Annotated in this window: 15 protein-coding genes; 9 read left to right on the forward strand and 6 right to left on the reverse strand. The window is 62.1% G+C overall.

The window, feature by feature from the left end; translation table 11 throughout:
• Window positions 1–240: 240 nt before the first annotated feature.
• Genes hemG through pepQ form a run of 4 tightly spaced genes read right to left on the reverse strand, consistent with a single transcriptional unit; the run spans window position 241 to window position 4206 of the window.
• Window positions 241–765, reverse strand: a complete 525-nt coding sequence (gene hemG / locus OKC29_RS17980; RefSeq protein ID WP_162275560.1) for a menaquinone-dependent protoporphyrinogen IX dehydrogenase — start codon at window positions 763–765, stop codon at window positions 241–243.
• A gap of 7 nt (window positions 766–772) precedes the next feature.
• Complete coding sequence (locus OKC29_RS17985; RefSeq protein WP_011704169.1) at window positions 773–2230, reverse strand: TrkH family potassium uptake protein; 1458 nt, start codon at window positions 2228–2230, stop codon at window positions 773–775.
• A gap of 36 nt (window positions 2231–2266) precedes the next feature.
• The gene (locus OKC29_RS17990) at window positions 2267–2884 is read right to left on the reverse strand and encodes a YigZ family protein (protein ID WP_024945461.1); all 618 of its coding nucleotides are present in this window, start codon (window positions 2882–2884) and stop codon (window positions 2267–2269) included.
• Window positions 2884–4206, reverse strand: coding sequence for a Xaa-Pro dipeptidase (gene pepQ, locus OKC29_RS17995; protein WP_073348593.1), 1323 nt, complete (start codon window positions 4204–4206; stop codon window positions 2884–2886). The genes OKC29_RS17990 and pepQ overlap by 1 nt, the downstream gene beginning before the upstream one ends.
• Before the next feature lie 190 nt (window positions 4207–4396).
• Here pepQ and OKC29_RS18000 point away from each other — a divergent pair, with 190 nt between their 5' ends.
• From OKC29_RS18000 to OKC29_RS18025, 6 genes are all read left to right on the forward strand, one after another.
• Window positions 4397–6334: an acetoacetate--CoA ligase gene (locus tag OKC29_RS18000; protein WP_073348592.1), complete on the forward strand. Its 1938-nt coding sequence runs from the start codon at window positions 4397–4399 to the stop codon at window positions 6332–6334.
• 202 nt (window positions 6335–6536) lie between these two features.
• Entirely contained in the window at window positions 6537–8684 is a 2148-nt protein-coding gene (gene fadB, locus OKC29_RS18005; protein ID WP_073348591.1) for a fatty acid oxidation complex subunit alpha FadB, read from the forward strand.
• Between the two features lie 21 nt (window positions 8685–8705).
• Window positions 8706–9869 carry an acetyl-CoA C-acyltransferase FadA gene (gene fadA, locus OKC29_RS18010; RefSeq protein WP_029305233.1) on the forward strand — a complete coding sequence of 388 codons (1164 nt, stop codon included), beginning with the start codon at window positions 8706–8708 and terminating at the stop codon, window positions 9867–9869.
• 324 nt (window positions 9870–10193) lie between these two features.
• Window positions 10194–10916, forward strand: a complete 723-nt coding sequence (locus OKC29_RS18015; RefSeq protein ID WP_016348992.1) for a response regulator — start codon at window positions 10194–10196, stop codon at window positions 10914–10916.
• Between the two features lie 51 nt (window positions 10917–10967).
• A complete protein-coding gene (locus OKC29_RS18020; RefSeq protein ID WP_016348991.1) occupies window positions 10968–12413 on the forward strand; it encodes an ATP-binding protein in 1446 nt (481 codons plus the stop codon).
• A gap of 4 nt (window positions 12414–12417) precedes the next feature.
• Entirely contained in the window at window positions 12418–13656 is a 1239-nt protein-coding gene (locus OKC29_RS18025) for an ABC transporter substrate-binding protein (protein ID WP_270669472.1), read from the forward strand.
• Window positions 13657–13728: 72 nt separating this feature from the next.
• Here the strand turns inward: OKC29_RS18025 and OKC29_RS18030 are convergent, their stop codons facing one another.
• Window positions 13729–13920: a hypothetical protein gene (locus tag OKC29_RS18030; protein ID WP_005307420.1), complete on the reverse strand. Its 192-nt coding sequence runs from the start codon at window positions 13918–13920 to the stop codon at window positions 13729–13731.
• A 171-nt stretch (window positions 13921–14091) separates the two neighbouring features.
• Here OKC29_RS18030 and tusA point away from each other — a divergent pair, with 171 nt between their 5' ends.
• Both tusA and OKC29_RS18040 read left to right on the forward strand, forming a co-directional pair.
• Complete coding sequence (gene tusA, locus OKC29_RS18035; protein WP_005307416.1) at window positions 14092–14337, forward strand: sulfurtransferase TusA; 246 nt, start codon at window positions 14092–14094, stop codon at window positions 14335–14337.
• Window positions 14338–14358: 21 nt separating this feature from the next.
• Window positions 14359–14706, forward strand: coding sequence for a RidA family protein (locus OKC29_RS18040; protein ID WP_016348988.1), 348 nt, complete (start codon window positions 14359–14361; stop codon window positions 14704–14706).
• A gap of 145 nt (window positions 14707–14851) precedes the next feature.
• On the opposite strand, the gene OKC29_RS18045 is transcribed toward OKC29_RS18040, so the two are convergent.
• Window positions 14852–15508: an OmpA family lipoprotein gene (locus OKC29_RS18045; RefSeq protein ID WP_011704158.1), complete on the reverse strand. Its 657-nt coding sequence runs from the start codon at window positions 15506–15508 to the stop codon at window positions 14852–14854.
• Window positions 15509–15761: 253 nt separating this feature from the next.
• Between OKC29_RS18045 and OKC29_RS18050 the strand changes: the two genes are divergently transcribed.
• Window positions 15762–17798: a bacteriohemerythrin gene (locus OKC29_RS18050; RefSeq protein WP_073348589.1), complete on the forward strand. Its 2037-nt coding sequence runs from the start codon at window positions 15762–15764 to the stop codon at window positions 17796–17798.
• The last annotated feature ends 12 nt before the right edge of the window (window positions 17799–17810 follow it).

Consider the following 17810-nt stretch of genomic DNA (forward strand, 5'->3'; position numbering starts at 1 on the left):
CTTCGAAAGTCAAGCGATTGTTTTCGCTTTTCTTTCGGCGCCCACTTCGCAAGGAAGCTGGCTCATCAGGTTGGCGTATTCTGCCGTGCTGGTAGGGGCGCATTATAGGGAGCCGCGCCGCGATGACAAGGAGAATTTTGCAAAAATTGGCATTTTTTGGCTTTCAGCAGTTCAAACGCCTATTTATCCAACAAAAAGCCCCGCAACCGCGGCGCTCAGGCCATTCAGGACAATGGATTGCTATCTTTTTGACCAGAAATCCCGGGCAAAGCCGCGCACTTTTTCCCAATCAGTGAACTCGAGGTCCTTGCTGGTATCCGTGCTGCCACCGGTGATCTTCATGATCAGCTGGATGATGCGGGTCTGCCACCAGTTGTAGCGGGAGTATTGCAGCGCACCGGCAAACACCCCCAGGGTTTTCGGCTTCCAGGGGGAGAGGCGCAGAAACTTCTTCATATAGGCGTTGGTCTGCGGGGTCTGCCTCTCCGGCTTGCGGGCCGTCAGGTTGACGCAGAAGAAGGCGGCGTTGGCCACTTCCAGCTGTTCGTGATGAGCGTGGATGAAGCTGAACAGACTGGGATGGAAGTTGCCATAACGAATGGAGGCACCGATCAGCACCTTCTTGAACTTGCTGAGATTGCACTTCGGCAGGCTGTGCAGATCCTGCATCACCACCTCACAACCCTCGGTCTCTGCCAGCATGGCATCGACGATCTTTCGTGTTTGCCCGTCACGGGAAGAATAAAGCACCAGAATCTTGTCCATACCAACCTCAACTACGCCAGAATGCAGGGGTAAACAGTACCAGAAGAGTGAAGATTTCCAATCGGCCAAACAGCATGGCGACGACTAGTATCCATTGCGCCGTTGCCGAGATCTTGCCGAAGTTGGCCGACACCTCGCCCAGCCCAGGCCCCACGTTGGTGAACGCGGCCGCTACGGCGGAGAAGGCGGTCACCTCGTTCAAGCCGGTCATCAGCAGCAACAGCATAAAGATGAAGAACAGGATGATGTAGGTGGCAAAGTAGCCCCACACCGCCTCCACGATCCGCTCAGGCACGGCACGACGACCCAGCTTCAGGGTATAGATGGCGCGCGGGTGCACCAGCCGCTTCAGCTCGCGCATCCCCTGCAGGAACAGGATCATGAAGCGCATCACCTTGATGCCGCCCCCGGTACTGCCGGCGCAGCAGCCGATGAAGGCGGAGAACATCAGCAGCATGGGCAGAAAAGAGGGCCACTCCGCATAGCTGGTCGTGCTGTAGCCGGTGGTCGTGCCCAGCGATACCGCCTGGAACAGACCGTGGTTGAGCGCCTCCTGCCAGGTGGCGTAATGGCCGTGAAACAAGAGGGAAACGAAGCAGATCAGCACAAGCACGCACTGGATGCTCAGAAACACCTTCAGCTCGGAGTCGCGCAGATAGTTGCTCAGCCGCACCGGCTTGTGGGCAAACACCATGAAGTGCAGGGCAAAGTTAACGCTCGCCAGCAGCAGAAACACCACAGTAATCAGGTTGATGGCCGGGCTGTTGAAAAAGCCGATGCTGGCGTCGTGGGTCGAGAAGCCGCCCACCGACAGGGTGGAGAAGGAATGGCAGATGGCATCGAACAGGGTCATGCCCGCCATCCAGTACGCCAGGGCACAGAGGGAGGTGAGCAGCAGATAGATGAACCAGAGCGCCTTGGCCGTCTCGGCGATGCGCGGGGTGACCTTGTTGTCCTTGACCGGCCCCGGAATTTCGGCGCGATAGAGCTGCATCCCCCCGATGCCGAGCAGCGGCAGTATGGCCACCGCCAGCACTATGATCCCCATGCCCCCCAGCCACTGCAGCAACTGGCGATAGAACAGAAACGCCTTGGGCAGGTTGTCCAGCCCGGTGAGCACGGTCGCCCCGGTGGTGGTCAGGCCGGAAAACGACTCGAAGAAGGCCTCCGATACCGTCATGCCGGGCACCTCTCCCAGCAGGAACGGCAAGGCCCCCACGCTGCCCAGCACCACCCAGAACAGCACGACGATGAGGAAGCCTTCCTTGGATCTGAGATCTTTCTTCTGATGGCGATTGGGAAACCAGAGCGCGGCACCGAGCAACAGGGCGATGAAGAAGGAGTTGACGAACTCGGCACCACCGCCATCACGATAGCCAAAGGCGACCAGCGCGGGCAGCAACATGGTCGAACTGAACAGCGCGACCAGCAGGCCAACGATACGAATGATGCTCAGAATCTGCATTCCGGCTCCCTCTTCAGACTAAAAGAGCGATGGATTCTAGCCATCTAAGGGACGAAGGGATACCCGACCCTGGGTTCGGTCGGTCAATTCCTGTGCGATTCTGCTCCAAACAGCGGCTTCCCACGCCACCTGCAGGGTGACGCTGGCGCCATAGTCGGCCGCCAGCAACTGACCCTGATGCGCCTGGATCAGCGCCTCCACCGCCCCCATGTCGGTATAGTCGCACTGGATGAGGGAGGCAGTCTGCTGGCGCTTGATACGGGTTTCGAGCTGCTTGAGGGCGGCGCCCACGCCACCGCCATAGGCCTTGACCAGGCCGCCGGTGCCCAGCAGCACCCCACCGTAATAGCGCACCACCACAGCGGCAATCTCCCCGAGACCGGCCCCCATCAGCTGGGCCAGCATGGGCTTGCCGGCGGTGCCCGAGGGCTCGCCGTCATCGCTGAAACCGTACACCTGACTGTCCTGCGGGGCACCGGCGACAAAGGCCCAGCAGTGATGCCGGGCCCCGGGATGTTGCTGTTTTATCTCGCCGATCCAGGCTTTGGCAGCCTCTACGGTCGGCGTGTGGGCAATATAAGTGATGAAGCGGCTCTTCTTGATCTCCTCACTCACCTCCAGCGGTGCGGCCGGTATGGAATAGTCTGCCGCCATCAGAGCCCTGCTTGTCTGGTCAGGTTTTCCACCCCGTTGGCGTACAGCACCACGTTGTCTTCGATGCGGATGCCGCCATAGGGGCGCAGCGCCTCGACCTTGTTCCAGTTGACCCGTTTGCCCTGTTCACCGAGGCGCAGCGGCTCCAACAGGCTGTCAATGAAGTAGAGCCCCGGCTCGATGGTGAACACCTGGCCCACTTCCATCACCCGGGTGCAGCGCAGATAGGGGAACTGTTCGGGGGCCGACAAGTGGGTGCCGCGCTCATCTTGCATGAAGCCGCCGGCATCGTGTACCTGCAGGCCGAGGAAGTGGCCGAGACCGTGGGGGAAGAAGACGTTGGTCACCCCGGTATGGATCATCTCGTCCACCGACATGTCCACCAGCTCGGTGGCTTGCAGCAGGCGCGCCAGTCGGTGGTGCATCTGCAGATGCAGCTCGCTGTAACGGCGACCCGGCTTGATCTCCTCGATGATCTCCTGCTGCTGGGCATCCAGCGCCGCAATCAGATCGGCAAACTCACCGCGGCGCCAGGCCCAGGTCCGGGTGATGTCGGAGGCATAGCCGTGCACATCCACACCGGCATCGATGAGGAAGGAGTAGCGCTCCGCATCGGGCACCCGCTGAGCGGAGAGGTGGGTGTAGTGCAGGATGGCCGCATTGCGGTTGATGGCGACGATATTGCCGTAGGGCGCCTCATTGGTCCCCTGCCCGACCGCCTTCATGTAGGCCAGGTTGATCTCGAACTCGCTCGCCCCCGCCATGAAGGAGTCCTTGGCCGCAATGTGGCCGCGCACCCCGATGCGGTTGGCATCGCGCAGGCATTCCAGCTCGTAGGCCGTCTTGTAGGCGCGATGATAATGCAGATAGTTGAGGACCGCCTCCGGATTGGGCTGGCCCAGCCCCAGCAGCTCGGCCACCTCCAGGTGGCCGCCCAGATAGGCCCACTCCTGCTTGTTGGCCGGCAGGTGATCGGCAACCTGCTCCGGCCTCGTCAGGAAGCGGATATCGAAGAAGTCGACCCAGAAGGCGTTGGGCAGCTCCGCCACCTTGTGCCAAAAATCCACCGGCCGGTAGAACAGCAGCACCGGCTTGTTCACACCGTCCACCAGCAACCAGCAGTGGGGATTGTCCAGCACCGGCAACCAGGCCTTGAACTGGGGGTTCACCTTGAAGGGGTAATCCTGATCATCGAGGAAGATGCGGTGGGTCTGGCCGGAGTGGATGGCCAGACCGCTCAGTCCCTGCTGTTGCAGTATGTCGCGGGTGCGCTGCTGCAAGGTGTCGAGGTGCTGGGCAAAAAGTTGGCTGTAGCTGCTCATGGCGTCCTGCTCCGGGAGAAATGTGGTTTCAGCATAACATCAAGCGAATCAAGGCTCGAACCGTCAAGCAATCGCTTCGTGAGGTAACGCATACGTTACAAGGCTTTTGTTATGAAACAAAAACCAACCATTAACAAATAAAAAACAATTCAATACACTGCCGGTAGATACATGCAGTCAGGGACTACTCATGCACAACCTTTGCCTGTGGCAACCGGATCAGGAGCGGATTCAGCAATCCAACCTCCAGCACTTCATGGCCGAGGTCAACCGCTTCCACGGCCTGCAGCTGCACAGCTACGCCCAGCTCTACCAGTGGTCGGTGGAGAAGACAACCCGTTTCTGGCCGCTGGTGTGGCAGCACTGTGGCGTCAAGGGCGAGCTCGGCAACATAGTGGCGGAGAACCGCCAGGAGATGCAGCGTACCCGCTGGTTCCCCGACAGCCGACTCAACTTCGCCGAAAACCTGTTGCGCCGCCAGGATGACACGCCGGCCATCATCTCCCGCATCGAGGGTAGCCCCAGCCAGACCTTGAGCTGGCGCGCGCTGGCGGATCAGGTCGCCAGGCTGGCCCAGTGGCTGCGTGGCCAGGGCATCGGCCGGGGCGATGTGGTGGCGGCCTACCTGCCCAATATCCCGGAAACCGTGGTGGCCATGCTGGCGACCACCAGCCTGGGGGCGATCTGGACCTCCACCAGCCCCGATTTCGGCGAAGCCAGCGTGGTGGAGCGCTTCGGCCAGACCCGACCGCGAGTGCTGTTTGCGGTGGATGGCTATCGCTACAACGGCAAGCCCATCGACATTCAGGACAAAGTGGCGGGGGTCGTCAGCCAGATCGACAGCATACAGCAGACAGTCATCATCCCCTTGCTGGGCCATCCCCTGCAACTGGGCCACGACTGGCGCCAGATCCTGGCCAGCCAGCCGGACGCCAGCCTGCAGTTCGAGCCCATGGCCTTCAATGACCCGCTCTACATCCTCTATTCGTCCGGCACCACCGGCAAGCCCAAGTGCATCGTGCACGGCATCGGCGGCACCCTGCTGCAACATCTGAAAGAACACCAGCTGCACTGCGACATCAAGCCGGGGGAGCGTATCTTCTACTTCACCACCTGCGGCTGGATGATGTGGAACTGGCTGGTGAGCGCGCTCGCCTCCGGCGCCACCCTGGTGCTCTACGACGGCTCCCCCTTCTACCCGGACGGCAACGTGTTGTGGGATCTCGCCCACGACGAAGAGGTCGCCCTGTTCGGCACCTCGGCCAAATACCTGGATGCGCTGCACAAGCAGGGCTATGCCCCCATCAAGACCCACCAGTTGCCACAGTTGCGGCTGATCTGCAGCACCGGCTCCGTGCTGTCGCCGGAGGGGTTCGACTACGTCTATCAGCAGATCAAGCGGGATGTGCAGCTCAGCTCCATCTCAGGTGGCACCGACATCTGCTCCTGCTTCGTCATCGGCAACCCCATCAGCCCCGTCTACCGCGGCGAGAGCCAGGGACGCGGCCTCGGCCTCGCGGTGCAGGTGTTCAACGAAGCAGGCCAGCCGGTGCAGGGGGAAAAGGGCGAGCTGGTCTGTACCAAACCCTTCCCGGCCCAACCCATCGGTTTCTGGGGGGACGACAGCGGCGACAAGTACCACGCCGCCTATTTCGAACGGTTCGACAACATCTGGTGCCATGGCGACTGGATCGAGCTGACCCCGACCGGCGGCATCCTGTTCTACGGTCGCTCCGACGCCACCCTCAACCCGGGCGGCGTGCGCATCGGCACCAGCGAGATTTACCGCTACGTCGAGCAGTTGGAGGAAGTAGAAGAGAGCATCGTCATCGGCCAGCAGTGGCAACAGGACGAGCGGGTGGTGCTGTTCGTCAAGCTCAAGCCAGGCCTCATGCTGGACGAAGCGCTGCGCGAGCGTATCCGCCAGCAGGTGCGCCTGCACTGCACCGCCCGTCACGTGCCGGCCCGCATCCTGCAGGTGGACGCTATTCCGCGCACTAAGTCCGGCAAAATCGTGGAGCTGGCGGTGCGGGAAGTGGTGCACAACCGGCCCGTCAACAACACCCACGCCCTCGCCGATCCCGAGGTGCTGAGCCAGTATCGCGACCGGCCCGAGTTGGCCAGCTGAGGCCACACAAGGTTAATAAAGGCGTCATCAGACGCCTTTATTTTGGTTGTTAATCTGAGGCGAGCTTTTACTCGAGATCTGTTAAACGAATGTTTTAAATAGGTGTTGAAATTGTCTTCTTTTGGATCAATAGTGAGCCTCGCCCCCTGCTGGGGATAAAGGAGCACCACCCCCCACCATGTGGGAACAAGGAGACACTCTCATGATCTACCAAGGCGAAACCCTGACGGTCAGCTACCTCGAAGACGGCATTGCCGAGCTGAGGTTCGATGCTCCGGGTTCAGTCAACAAGCTGGATCGCGCTACCCTGCTCTCCCTGAGCGAAGCGATCGCCGCATTACAACAAGAACGTGAACTAAAAGGTCTGATCCTCACCTCCGGCAAAGACGCCTTCATCGTCGGCGCCGACATTACCGAATTCCTGGAACTGTTCGATCTGCCGCAGGCTGATCTGCTCGGCTGGCTGAAGAAGGCCAACGACATCTTCAGCGCCATCGAAGATCTGCCGGTGCCCACCCTCTGTGCCATCAAGGGCCACGCCCTGGGCGGCGGCTGCGAGACCATTCTCTCCACCGACTTCCGACTGGCTGACACCAGCGCCAAAATCGGCCTGCCCGAGACCAAACTCGGCATCATGCCCGGCTTTGGTGGCACCGTCCGTCTGCCGCGGGTGATCGGCGCCGACAACGCGCTGGAGTGGATCACCACCGGCAAGGATTACCGTGCCGATGACGCCCTCAAGGTGGGTGCCATCGACGCCGTGGTCGCGCCAGAGGCGCTGCAGAGCGCTGCGGTGCAGATGATCAAGGACGCGATCAAAGGCAAGCTGGACTGGCAGGGCCGCCGTGCCGCCAAGAAGGCCCCGCTGCGCCTCTCCAAACTGGAAGCCATGATGAGCTTCACCACCGCCGCCGGCATGGTTGCCGCCGTGGCGGGCAAACACTATCCGGCGCCGATGACCGCGGTGAAAACCGTCGAGGCCGCCGCAGGCATGAGCCGTGACGAGGCGCTGGCCGTCGAGGCACAAGGCTTCATCAAGCTGGCCAAGACCGATGTCGCCAAGGCGCTGGTCGGGATCTTCCTCAACGATCAACACATCAAGGCGCTGGCCAAGAAGGCGGCCAAGCAGGCAGCCAAGGCCACTAACCACGCCGCCGTACTGGGTGCCGGGATCATGGGGGGCGGCATCGCCTACCAGTCTGCCAGCAAGGGTATCCCGGCAGTGATGAAGGACATCAACGAGAAGGCGCTGGCGCTTGGCATGAATGAGGCCACCAAGCTGCTCAACGGCCAGCTCGAAAAGGGCCGCATCGACGGCATCAAGATGGGCCAGGTGCTCTCCGCCATTACCCCGACCCTCAGCTATGACAACGTCAAAGGCGTGGACGTAGTGGTCGAAGCCGTGGTCGAGAACCCGAAAGTGAAGGCCGCCGTACTGGGCGAAGTGGAAGGGATCATTGGCGAAGACGCCGTGCTCGCCAGCAACACCTCCACCATTCCCATCTCCCTGCTGGCCAAGGGTCTGAAGCGCCCGCAGAACTTCTGCGGCATGCACTTCTTCAACCCGGTGCACCGCATGCCACTGGTAGAGATCATCCGCGGCGAGCAGACCTCCGATGAAACCATCAATCGCGTGGTGGCCTACGCTGCCGCCATGGGCAAGTCGCCGGTGGTGGTCAACGACTGCCCAGGCTTCTTCGTCAACCGGGTGCTGTTCCCCTACTTCTTCGGCTTCAACAAGCTGGTCGCCGATGGCGCCGACTTCGCTGCCGTCGACAAGGTGATGGAGAAAGAGTTTGGCTGGCCCATGGGCCCTGCCTACCTGCTGGACGTGGTCGGCATCGACACCGGCCACCATGCCGGTGACGTGATGGCGCAGGGCTTCCCGGCACGTATGAGCAAGGAAGGCCGTACCGCCATCGACGTGATGTACGAAGTGAACCGCTTCGGTCAAAAGAACGGCAAGGGCTTCTACGCCTACGAGCAGGACAAGAAGGGCAAGCCGAAGAAGGTGGCCGACGCCGCCAGTTACGAGCTGCTGGCCCCCATCGCCAAGCCGAAACAGGATTTCGACAAGGACGCCATCATCGCCCGCATGATGATCCCGATGATCAACGAGGTGGTGCTCTGTCTGGAAGAGGGCATAGTCGCCACGCCAGCCGAAGCCGACATCGCGCTGGTCTACGGCCTGGGCTTCCCTCCCTTCCGCGGCGGCGTGTTCCGCTATCTGGACACTATCGGTCTGGATCGCTACGTGGCCATGGCCGACCAGTATGCCGACTTGGGCCCGCTCTACCGCGTCAGCGACAAGCTGCGTGAGATGGCCGCCCAGGGCAAAACCTTCTACTGATTGCGGAAAGGAGATCCATTCATGAAAGACGTAGTCATTGTCGACTGTATCCGGACCCCGATGGGCCGGTCCAAGGGCGGCGCCTTCCGCAACGTGCGTGCAGAAGACTTGTCCGCGCACCTGATGAAATCCATCCTGCTGCGCAACCCCAACCTCGACCCGAACGAGATCGAGGATATCTACTGGGGCTGCGTGCAGCAGACCCTGGAGCAGGGCTTCAACATCGCCCGCAACGCCGCGCTGCTGGCCGGCATTCCCAAGCAGGTGGGGGCGGTCACCGTCAACCGCCTGTGCGGCTCCAGCATGCAGGCGCTGCACGACGCCTCCCGCGCCATTGCGGTGGGTGATGGGGATATCTTCATCATCGGCGGCGTCGAGCACATGGGCCACGTGCCGATGAGCCACGGAGTGGACTTCCACCCCGGCATGGCCAAGTCGGTGGCGAAAGCCTCCGGCATGATGGGGCTGACCGCCGAGATGCTCGGCAAGCTGCATGGCATCAGTCGTCAGCAGCAGGACGAGTTTGCCGCTCGCTCCCATCGCCGCGCTCACGCCGCCACAGTGGAAGGGCGTTTCGCCAAGGAGATCGTCGGGCTGGAAGGCCATGACGCCAGCGGCGCCCGCTTCTTCTACGACTATGACGAGGTGATCCGCCCGGAGACCACGGTGGAAACCCTGAGCCAGCTGCGCCCGGTGTTCGACCCGGTCAACGGTACCGTCACCGCCGGCACCTCGTCGGCCCTGTCCGATGGCGCCGCCGCCATGCTGGTGATGAGTGCGGATCGCGCCAAGGCGCTCGGCCTCACCCCGCGCGCCAAGATACGTGCCATGGCCGTCGCCGGCTGCGATGCCGCCATCATGGGTTACGGCCCGGTACCGGCCACCCAGAAGGCGCTCAAGCGGGCCGGCCTGACCATCGGCGACATCGACCTGTTCGAGCTGAACGAGGCGTTTGCCGCCCAGTCCCTGCCTTGCGTGAAGGATCTGGGTCTGCAAGACGTGGTGGATGAGAAGGTGAACCTGAACGGCGGCGCCATCGCCCTGGGTCACCCGCTCGGCTGCTCCGGCGCCCGCATCTCCACCACCCTGCTCAACCTGATGGAAGAGAAGGACGCCACCCTGGGGGTTGCCACCATGTGCATCGGCCTGGGTCAGGGCATCGCCACCGTGTTCGAACGAGTGTAAGTATCCCCCTGGCCGGTTCGCCGGTCGGGGCTGGATTGATAGAGAGGAGCCCGTTCCTGCTTCCCGGCGAAGCGGGCTCCTGTCACCGGTTTTGGGGTCGGTCTGCCCGGCCCGTCATCGAGTCTGTGGAGTGCGCCACACGGGGTGCACTTCTGCCGTCGGAATCTGCGTATTGGCCGGCCCGTTTGGGTCGGCCTTTTTTATTTGCACGGCAGGATATGGGAGGATATTGCCCATAACCTCACATTAGATGGGGGGCTTGCTTGCTTTTTGCGCCCCTGACAGGTTCAATCTGCACAAAAAAATGGGTGGATGCACATACATATGTCAACGAGCAAACAACTGCTGATCGTCGACGACGACCAAGAGATCCGCGAGCTGCTCAACGAATACCTGACCAGGGCCGGCTTCGAGGTATTGACCGCAGCGGAGGGCAACGAGATGCGCAAGCAGCTCGCCCAGCACAACCCGGACCTCATCATTCTCGATATCATGATGCCGGGCGACGACGGCTTTACCCTCTGCCAGCAGATCCGTCGCGACTCCCAGGTGCCCATCATCATGCTGACCGCCGCCTCCGACGAAGCGGACCGGGTGATCGGCCTCGAGCTCGGTGCCGATGACTACATCGCCAAGCCGTTCAGCCCGCGCGAGCTGCAGGCCCGCATCAAGGCGCTGCTGCGACGCGCCGAATTCCGCCAGCCGGAGAAAGAGAAAGAGCCGAGTCGCCGGCTGCGCTTCGCCGAGTGGACTCTGGATACCCTGAGCCACCAGCTGACCCACGAGGACGGCAGCCTGCTGGATCTCTCCGGCAGCGATGCCCTGCTGCTCGGCATGTTCCTGCAACAGCCCGGCGTGGTGCTGGACCGGGATACCATCTCGGATGCCACCCGCGGTCGCGAGAGCCTGCCGATGGAACGCGGCATCGACGTGCAGATCAGCCGCTTGCGCCAGAAGCTGGGTGACAACGGCAAGAGTCCGCGCATCATCAAGACCATTCGCGGCAGTGGCTACATGCTGATCGCCGAGGTGCACGAGATCCCATGAAAGCCAGCAAGGTAGCGACGGCATGCTGATCGACACAAGGCGAGAGATCCCATGAATACCAGATGGTTCTGGCGGGCGCTGGTGCCCCGTTCCCTGCTGTCGCGGATGCTGCTGCTGTTGCTGCTGGCGATCCTGCTCTCCCAGACCATTCTCACCGGCATCTGGATGCAGCAGATCCAGAAGCGGGAGCTGGAAGGCATGCTCAGCACCACCCGCAACCTGGCGCTGTCGGCCGCCTCCACCGTCAACTTCTTCAAGTCCTTGCCGCTGCAGTATCGCCACATCGCACTGGACCAGCTGCGCAACATGGGCGGCAGCCGCTTCTTCGTGTCGCTGAACGAAGAGGAGATCCACATCAGCGCCATCCCCGACAGCGAGCGCAAGACGCTGGTGCTCAAAGAGGTACAGGGGGTGCTGACCCGCAAGCTCTCCGACGCCATGGCGATCAAGGTGGATTTCTCGCGGCCCGAAGAGCTTCACGTCTTCAACAACGACACCCTGCTGGCGGATCTGCCCTCCTCCTGGGCCCGCTACACCCTGTCGCTGGAGCCGATCAATCCACCTGTGCTGGTGACCCAGATCGAGATAGAACCGGGCGAGTGGCTCTATCTGGCGGCCCTGCTGCCGGCCCCCTACATGACCCTCGACGATACCGTCATGCCCAGCAACCAGGTGCGCTTCATCGCCCTGATGACGGTGTTCCTCTGCTTCTTCACCTTCCTGCTGGTGCGCTGGCAGACCCGGCCGCTACGCCGGCTGGCCAAGGCGGCGGTCAACCTCGGCAAAGACATCGACCAACCCTCCCTGAAAGAGGAGGGGGCTTCCGAGATCGTGGCGGCCACCCGCGCCTTCAACATCATGCAGCACCGCATCCGCCGCTATATCGACGATAGAGAGCGGCTGTTCAGCTCGATCTCCCACGACCTCAAGACCCCCATCACCCGGCTGCGGCTGCGGGTCGAACTGCTCGATGACGAGCAGCAGATCGCCAAGTTCAACAAGGACCTGGACGAGCTGGAGCTGATGGTGAAGGGGGCGCTGCAGACGGTGAAAGACACCGACATCCACGAGAACATCGAGCAGCTCGACATCGACGCCATGCTGGAGCAGATGGCGGAGGCCATGAACCTGCACGACGAGCGGCTGACCATCGAGGGCCACTGCAAGCAGCCCTACCGCGGCAAGCCGCTGGCCCTCAAGCGCTGCATCGGCAACCTGGTGGACAACGGCATCAAGTACGGCCAACGGGTGCGCATCATCATCATGGACGACGAGGAGATGCTGATCCTGTTCATCATGGACGAGGGGCCCGGCCTGCCGGAGGATCAGTTCGAACGCATCTTCGAGCCCTACTACCGGCTCAGCACGGATCTGGCCGGCACCGGTCTGGGTCTGGGCATTGCCCGCAACATAGCCCACGCCCACGGCGGCGATCTGGTGCTGGAAAATCGTCCGCAGGGCGGCCTGCAGGCTACCCTCTCCCTACCAAGGCAGTAACCTTATGAAGTGGTTGTCTTTTTCTGTCATCGCCCTGCTCTCCCTGCCTGTAGGCGCCTCCCAGGTGGAGGTACTGCACTGGTGGACGTCCGGCGGCGAGGCCAGGGCGGTGGAAGTGCTCAAGTCCGAGTGGACCGAGCAAGGCAACCAGTGGAACGACTTCGCGGTGCAGGGGGGCGGCGGCAAGAGCGCCATGACGGTGCTGAAAAGTCGGGCATTGGCGGCCAATCCGCCGGAGGCGGCCCACCTCAAGGGGTTCGAGTTGCGGGAGTGGGCCGGACTCGGCTTCCTGCGCGATCTCACCCCCATTGCCGAACACCTCGGCTGGTATCCCCAGCTGCCGCCCATGGTGCGGGAGACCCTCAGCCAGAACGGCGCCCTGATGGCGGTGCCGACCGGCATCCACCGGGTCAACTGGCTGTGGCTCAACCGCAAGATCTTCGAGCGCAACAAGCTGACGCCGCCCACCAGCTGGGCCCAGTTCGTGACCGTGGCCGAGCGGCTCAAGCAGCAAGGGATCACCCCGCTCGCCATCGGCAACGAGCCCTGGCAGCTGGCGGTACTGTTCGAAACGGTGGCACTCGGCGAAGGGGGCAAGGCGTTCTACCGCAAAGCCTTCGTGGAACAGGACAGCGCCACCCTGACCGGCCCCGACATGGTGCGGGTGCTGACCCGCTTTCAGCAGCTGCGCGGCTATGTACCGGAAAAATACGCCGGCCTGAAGTGGCACCAGGCCACCAACCTGCTGGAAAGCGGCGGCGCCGCCATGCAGATCATGGGAGACTGGGTGAAGGGCGAATTGAGCGCCGGCAACTACCGGCCCGGCGAAGATATCGAGTGCCTGCCGAGCCCTGGCAGTGCCAACCTGTTCAGCTACAACCTCGACTCCATCGCCATGTTCAAGCAGCGGGATCCCGCCCAGCTGCAGGCGCAGGGCGAGCTGGCCCAGCTGCTGATGACGCCGCGCTTCCAGCAAGAGTTCAACCGGGTGAAAGGCTCGATCCCGGCACTGACCAAGCCGGACATGAGCAAGTTCGACCGCTGCGCCATCCGCTCCTATCAGGATTTTCTGCTGGCGGAGCGGGAGGGCAACCTGCTGCCCAGCATGGCGGAGGGGATGGCGACGCCGACCAACATGCGCCAGGCGATCATGGATGTGCTGAGCAACTTCTTCAACGACCCCAGAGCCAACCCGCAGCAGACAGCGCTGCATCTGGAGCGGGCCATGCGCTCGACCCGCTGACGCTTTTCGCGGAGGCCAGAAACGACAAAGGCGGATGAAATATCCGCCTTTGTCGTTGTGAAAGTATTGGGGTCAGGATTGATCGTTTTCGTCCTCATCCTCGTCGTAGTAATCGCTGAGCTCGATCCAGAGCCCCAGTCCGATCATCACCATGGAACCGAACCAGGTACCGGTGTTACCGATCGGGCTGCCCATCACTATCATGGCGAAAGACAAGAACCCCATGCCTGCGTAGGCTTGTAATCTGCCGTAGGAGACCTGCATATTCACACCTCCTTGTTGAATATGGTTCAATTTTTATATTACTCATACGGCGGGGAGTGGGTAGGCCCAGATAACACTTTGGTTACATATGCTGCCAGTTGCCGGAGTGGTTTGATTATTTTTTCGCCGTGAGTATCATTGGCAGCTGATTTGGTTGAAGGTTGATTATTGATGAGTGCTTTATTCTGCGACGCAACTCACGAGTTGGACGCAATCGGGCTTCGTTGCCCCGAGCCAGTGATGATGGTTCGTAAAAAAGTGCGGTTGATGGCTGATGGGGAGACCCTGCTGGTCAGTGCCGACGACCCCTCAACCACCCGCGACATCCCCAGTTTCTGCCGCTTCATGGATCACACCCTGGTCGCCAGCGAGACAGAGCAGGCCCCTTACCGCTATCTGATCCGCAAGGGTCAGTGAGCCCCAACACCGGAGCAATCCATGCCAGCCATTACCCGAATCGGCACCACCCAGCGTTGGTCTGACGTGGTCATTCACAACGGCACCCTCTACGTGGTGGAAGTACCTGCCACCGATACCGCCGATATTCACCAGCAGACCCGCGAAGTGCTGGAAAGCCTGCAGCGTCTGCTGGAAGCCAACGGCTCCGGCGTCGACAAGATCCTGATGGCCAACATCTATCTCAAGGACATTGCGGACATCGCGGCCTTCAACGAGCAGTGGGATGCCTGGATCCCGGCGGGCACAGCGCCGGTCAGAGCCTGCGTACAAGCCCGCCTGGCCCACGAAGGCTACAAGGTCGAAGTGCAGCTGACCGCGGCAGTCTAAGAGGCAGTTATCCCCCTCATCCCCGGCCCTTCTCCCACAAGGGGAGAAGGGCGCAAAGAACAAGACGCCACTGCCCGCAACGCCGAATAACAAAAGGCCCCGCCATCGCTGGCGGGGCCTTTTTCATGGCTGCGAACCAGACCGCTTAGGCGGTCGGGGTCAGGGTGATGGTCACCCGACGGTTCTGGGCCTTGCCTTCGGCGGTGCTGTTGGTGGCAACCGGCTGATCCGGGCCCACGCCGCTGGTGGAGATACGGCTGCCGGTCACACCCTGGCCGATCAACTGGGCGGCGACGGCATCGGCGCGCTGGGCGGAGAGCTTCATGTTCAGCTCGCGGGAACCAGTGCTGTCGGTGTGACCGACCACGTTCAGGCGGGTCTTGTCGAACTCACCGACCACCATGGCCACGCCGGACAGGGTGTTGGCACCGGCCGCTTTCAGCTGGGCGCTGGAGCTGTCGAAGGTGACGTTGTTCGGCATGTTGAGGATCAGCTGGTCACCGTTGCGGGTCACGCTGACACCGGTGCCCTGCAGCTTCTCGCGCAGCTTGGCTTCCTGCACGTCCATGTAGTAGCCGATACCGCCACCCAGGGCGGCGCCGGCGGCCACGCCGGTCAGGATCCCTTTCTTGCGGTCACCCTTGCTGGAAGAGAGCGCACCCACGGCAGCGCCAGTGGCCGCGCCAGCCAGCGCGCCCCAGGCGCCCTTGGAGGTCTGGGATTCACCGGTATAGGGATTGGTGGTACAGCCGGTCAGGGCTACGAGCAGGGCAACGGCGGGAACAAGTGTCTTGAAATGCATGAAAAACCTCTAAAAAAACCGACTCAAATCCAAAGAGGGCGCATTCTACCCCAGAGGTGTGCCAAGGTGTGACATTATCAATATCACGCTCCTCTCCGCCCGCCCCCCCAGTATCCGCAGGCCGGCTGGATGCCACCTGAACCGGTAGCCGGATCAAGCTCACAACTGTGACCTATCTCCTTGTTCAACGGACCAAAATGCGCCCCTTTTGGCTACTATTGAATGCACTATCAACAGGAGTTCGAGGTCTCTCATGTCCGCACTGCTTCGCAACGTCTCGATCCGGCACCTGCTGCTGAGTGCCAGCCTCATCATTCTGATCACCATGGCGCTGGGCGGGCTCTGGCGCAGCAGCCTGACCGCCCGCCTCGGCGAGCTGCCCAACCAGCTCATCATCAGCGCCAACGAGCAGATCGCCCTGCAGGAGCTGCGTTATCACACCACCCAGGTCCAGCAGTTCCTGACCGATGCCGCCGTCTCCGGCGAAATGGACTCCATCGGCGAGGCCGAACAGCACGCCCAGGCGGCCCGCCAGTTGCTGGAGCGGCTGCCGCAGCTGAAAGCGCCGCTCACCCCGCTGCTGGCCCGCCAGCTGGAGATCGGCAAGCGGATGGTGGACATCTATCTCAAGGAGGGGCGCGAGGCCGGCAACCAGCTGATGAAGCAGCCGACCGAAGGGTTTGACGCCCTCACCGACAACATCGCCAGCCAGGTCGAAGCGGTGCTGGAACAGCAGCAACACCAGTTCCAGCAGCGGGAGCAGGATATCCGCGGCCAGAGCGAGGCCCTGCAGCATCAGGACATGCTGCAGCTGGCCGTCAGCCTGGCCATCATCCTGTTGATGCTGCTGCTCATCTACTTCAAGACCGTCGGCCCGCTGCAACATCTGATGGGTCAGCTGGTCGAACTGGCCAACCACAGCCACAACCTCACCTTCCGGCTGCACAGCCAGGGCAAGGACGAGTTCGCCTATCTGGCGGAGGTGTTCAACCGCTTCCTCGGCAATATCGACAGCCTGATCGGTACGGTGCAGCAGGTTTCGCGCAAAACCCACGACAAGATGGCACTGCTGATGTCGCACTCCGGCAGCACCCTCAGCAGCATGCAGCAGGCCCAGCAGAACACCGACATGCTGGCGACCGCCATCAACGAGATGACTGCCACCGTTCACAACATCGAGCACAACACCGAGCAGGCCAGCCAGGATACCCTGCTCACCCAGCAGCAGGCCCACGATGGCCAGCGGCAGGTGAGCCAGACCATCTCCCTGATCCGGCAGGTGGCCGATCACATCGAGCAATCCGCCGGGGAAGTGACCCAGCTGGATCAGGAGAGCACCCAGATCGGCAACATCCTGCAGGTGATCCGCACTATCTCGGAACAGACCAACCTGCTGGCGCTCAACGCCGCCATCGAGGCGGCCCGCGCCGGTGAGCAGGGCCGCGGCTTCGCGGTGGTGGCCGACGAGGTACGCCAGCTGGCGACCCGCACTCAGGCCGCCACCGTCGACATCCAGCAGCGTATCGAGGCGCTGCAGCACAACACCCGCCACGCGGTGACCACCATGCACACCACCCGCAACGTGAGCGAACAGGCGGTCAACCAGGCGGCGGGCACCGGCGAGACCCTGACCGCCATCGTCGAAGCCATCACCCGGGTCAACGACATGAACGGCCACATCGCCACCGCCGCCGGCCAGCAGGCCCAGGTCACCGAAGAGACCAACCGCAATGTGATGGAGGTCGCCAGCATCGCCCGCGAATGCCTGGAGCTGGCGCGCCAGAGCCGCAGCCACACCCGGGACATGAACCAGGCCAACGAGGAGATCGGCCTCATCAGCGATCAGTTCGACGTCAGCAAAGCTGGCTCTGCCGGCCAGGATCAGGAGCTGCTGCACTGGAACGAGGCCTTCATGGTGCAGGTGCCCAGCATGGACAGCCAGCATCTGGGTTTGTTCGAGGCGATGAACCGGCTCTACCAGGCGGTGCTCGACAAGAGCCCGGCCCAGCTGCGCAAACAGCGGCTCGACGAGCTGCTCAAGCTCGCCACCCAGCACTTCGCCGACGAGGAGCGCGTGATGGAGCAGGCGGGCTACCCCGAGCTGCGCCGCCACAAGCAGGAACACGCCCGGCTGCTGACCGAGCTCGACACCCTGATGCAGCGCAACGGCACGGACGACGAGGAGTTCAACATGGAGCTGCTGGTGTTTCTCAAGAACTGGCTGCTCAACCATATCTCCAAGGTCGACAAACAGTACTCAGGCACGCTGCGTCAGGCCGGGATCGCCTGACGGCCCCATGGC

The sequence above is a fragment of the Aeromonas sp. QDB34 genome (assembly GCF_027705405.1).
Taxonomy (GTDB): domain Bacteria; phylum Pseudomonadota; class Gammaproteobacteria; order Enterobacterales; family Aeromonadaceae; genus Aeromonas; species Aeromonas hydrophila.

Bases quoted from the DNA above. Each gene is read 5' to 3' on its own strand.
- hemG (WP_162275560.1), bottom strand. From the start codon at position 765: ATGGACAAGATTCTGGTGCTTTATTCTTCCCGTGACGGGCAAACACGA.
- OKC29_RS17985 (WP_011704169.1), bottom strand. From the start codon at position 2,230: ATGCAGATTCTGAGCATCATTCGTATCGTTGGCCTGCTGGTCGCGCTG.
- OKC29_RS17990 (WP_024945461.1), bottom strand. From the start codon at position 2,884: ATGGCGGCAGACTATTCCATACCGGCCGCACCGCTGGAGGTGAGTGAG.
- pepQ (WP_073348593.1), bottom strand. From the start codon at position 4,206: ATGAGCAGCTACAGCCAACTTTTTGCCCAGCACCTCGACACCTTGCAG.
- OKC29_RS18000 (WP_073348592.1), top strand. From the start codon at position 4,397: ATGCACAACCTTTGCCTGTGGCAACCGGATCAGGAGCGGATTCAGCAA.
- fadB (WP_073348591.1), top strand. From the start codon at position 6,537: ATGATCTACCAAGGCGAAACCCTGACGGTCAGCTACCTCGAAGACGGC.
- fadA (WP_029305233.1), top strand. From the start codon at position 8,706: ATGAAAGACGTAGTCATTGTCGACTGTATCCGGACCCCGATGGGCCGG.
- OKC29_RS18015 (WP_016348992.1), top strand. From the start codon at position 10,194: ATGTCAACGAGCAAACAACTGCTGATCGTCGACGACGACCAAGAGATC.
- OKC29_RS18020 (WP_016348991.1), top strand. From the start codon at position 10,968: ATGAATACCAGATGGTTCTGGCGGGCGCTGGTGCCCCGTTCCCTGCTG.
- OKC29_RS18025 (WP_270669472.1), top strand. From the start codon at position 12,418: ATGAAGTGGTTGTCTTTTTCTGTCATCGCCCTGCTCTCCCTGCCTGTA.
- OKC29_RS18030 (WP_005307420.1), bottom strand. From the start codon at position 13,920: ATGCAGGTCTCCTACGGCAGATTACAAGCCTACGCAGGCATGGGGTTC.
- tusA (WP_005307416.1), top strand. From the start codon at position 14,092: ATGAGTGCTTTATTCTGCGACGCAACTCACGAGTTGGACGCAATCGGG.
- OKC29_RS18040 (WP_016348988.1), top strand. From the start codon at position 14,359: ATGCCAGCCATTACCCGAATCGGCACCACCCAGCGTTGGTCTGACGTG.
- OKC29_RS18045 (WP_011704158.1), bottom strand. From the start codon at position 15,508: ATGCATTTCAAGACACTTGTTCCCGCCGTTGCCCTGCTCGTAGCCCTG.
- OKC29_RS18050 (WP_073348589.1), top strand. From the start codon at position 15,762: ATGTCCGCACTGCTTCGCAACGTCTCGATCCGGCACCTGCTGCTGAGT.